This window comes from Oligella sp. HMSC09E12, assembly GCF_001808505.1.
Lineage (GTDB): Bacteria > Pseudomonadota > Gammaproteobacteria > Burkholderiales > Burkholderiaceae_B > Oligella > Oligella urethralis.
The window spans coordinates 1-2,403 of sequence record NZ_KV793607.1; the positions used below are offsets into that span (position 1 = coordinate 1).

Genomic DNA, 2,403 nt, shown 5'->3' on the forward strand with positions numbered 1-2,403 from the left:
GTCCGGCCTCGTAGTCAGCAGTGAGACGATCGGCCGCCTGGTTTAATTCCGCCTTGGCACTAAGCCCAGTGAGGAGAGTCTGTTTGGCCTCGTCCGTAATGAGGATATTCTTCGTGTTAATGCCGCTGTAGGTCGTACTACCGGTGTTTACCAACGCTACTTTGACTAAAGCAACACGAGATTCTCCTTGCAAGCGATAAAGCTTAAGGTCCCTCGCTGGCACAACTTATAACAACCATGGTGTTAGCCATCCTTTGCCAAAGTAACCTTGTCGTTCACAACTTTCACTAGCACCCACAGTGTCATAAGTTGCATTAGGGTTGAATGAAAACTTAAGGGGATATATTTCAATACCACGACTCTTTAAATAATCCTCTACTGACATAGTTATTAATACACCCGCTTCAAGTGCTTCATTTGCACTCATACCTAATTCATCTATGAGTTCATCACCTTTTCCTTTAAACACTTTCCCCTCAATAAATGAAGAACTATCTGAATGAAGAACATGCCATACTAAGCCAGTTTTCTGCTCTATGTAGACATCTCCCGTATCAAGCGAAAGCCCTATATCAAACGCTTCATCATCCGTAGCAATGTTAATCCCTAAAATCTTCTCGTTTTGACGTGCTAGCTGAACATAGGCATTAACATCACCAAAATCACCATATCCCTCATACTTAAGCTCATGAATCTTTGAACCATCAGGCTTAAGTAAATAAACGCCATTAGGATTATGTTCGTCTGTGTCGACGTTCATGATTGACTCTTTAGTATCACCTGTTTTCCAACTAAAATAACCCACTACTCATACTCCTGTAAGTCCTAGATTGCTTATCAATCAAGCTATATAGAAATTATATACTGCATGTTGAAAATCTAACATAATGAAGCGGAAGAAAATATCTTTCTTTAAAGGGTTTTTCAACCCTAACTACTTATCTATAAGCAATTAAACGCAGCGAAAACGCTGTTCACCCTCTGACCAATTGTCTCGTTTCAACAAATAAAGGATGGTCAATGACAAGTTAGAATCATGGTCTTAAATAAAAAAAACCGCTATCTATATCGGGGTAACAGGATAAAAGGTTAAATTAACAAGACTCATCAGAGCGCAAGGAGAAGCCACTCTGACATGTCTTTTTCTTATTATTCTTTCTAACAATTTAAATCTGCAACTAGGCTTAGTGCCAAGCTCACACAAAACACTTATAAACCCCTCGCAGTATAATCACTATTAAATTCATCAACTTAGGAAGCCCATGAGTCCTCTAAACCGCGAATCCCTTATTAATGGCAACTACCTGCAGTCTTTCAAAGAGACGCCGGGTGTGGAGTGGTGCTCTAGAGAGCAGATTATTGCATCCATGCAAACCGCGCTTAAGAAACGACCGGAGGGTGAACCAGTGTGGTTGTTTGCCTATGGCTCGTTGATTTGGAATCCGCAATGTCATTTTGTGGAAAATGTCCCTGCCCTACTGAAGGGTTGGCGACGCAGCTTTTGTATGCGGCTGATGGCTGGGCGCGGCAGTCCAGAGCAGCCGGGACGTATGTTATCACTCGCACCGGGCGGTGAAACCAAAGGCTTAGCCCTACTTTTTGCTGAGGAAAGTCTTGAACAAGAGTTATTAATGGTCTGGTTACGTGAGATGGTGGGTGGTTCTTATTGCCCTGACTGGGCCGAATTACAGTTAGTTGATGGGCGTAAAGTCCAAGCAATCATTTTTAGAGTCCACCCACAAAGCCCACTCCATGAGAATGACGATAGCATTGAAACCATCTCCCCTCTTATTAGCAAAGCAAAAGGCATTCTCGGCACAAACCGTGATTATGTAATTAATTTAAATAGTGCGCTTGACGAACATGGTTTTGAAGATGATTAATGTAGATACCTTAGTGAAAAATTTAGGTTAAAGCAAATATTCAGCTGAGCAAAAATAATTTATTGCTGGGACAAAGTGAAAATCTTTCCCTCCGCCCTATTATTATTTTTAAGCTCAAGTAATATCAAAACGTAGCTCACTAATCAGAGGCGACTATCTACAATTTAGGTAGATTTTAAGATGACTAGCCCCTTTTACACAAAATATATAAAATTACGGCTCAAGGCTGTTCTGATCAAGCTTTATTTGGCAATATGCCGATGACTTCCAAAGCGCTTTTCTGCCTACTGCATTTAGGACAATTATTTTCCCTTTTACACTTTTGACTTACTATCAAAGCAGAGTTAAATATCCTAAGCTATTTATAAGAAATTGCTTTTATATACATCAATTTAATGGTGAACTTCCTTATGCTCCTGATAACGATCACAACCTTTCTGAACTCCATTATCACAAGCAAGTTTGAAATACTCCTTGGCTAAGCTGACGAGGGTGTAAGGTATTTTGTGTAACTTGATTT

General features: G+C 40.3%; 3 protein-coding genes. 1 reads left to right on the plus strand and 2 read right to left on the minus strand.

From position 1 onward, the window contains the following. A partial coding sequence (locus tag HMPREF3179_RS09700) for a hypothetical protein (protein ID WP_210398772.1) occupies positions 1-193 on the minus strand: 193 nt, incomplete at its 3' end. Positions 194-226: 33 nt separating this feature from the next. Beyond that, the gene (locus HMPREF3179_RS09705; RefSeq protein WP_115063444.1) at positions 227-805 is read right to left on the minus strand and encodes a hypothetical protein; all 579 of its coding nucleotides are present in this window, start codon (positions 803-805) and stop codon (positions 227-229) included. A gap of 457 nt (positions 806-1,262) precedes the next feature. Between HMPREF3179_RS09705 and HMPREF3179_RS09710 the strand changes: the two genes are divergently transcribed. After that, complete coding sequence (locus HMPREF3179_RS09710) at positions 1,263-1,883, plus strand: gamma-glutamylcyclotransferase (protein ID WP_070470975.1); 621 nt, start codon at positions 1,263-1,265, stop codon at positions 1,881-1,883. The last annotated feature ends 520 nt before the right edge of the window (positions 1,884-2,403 follow it).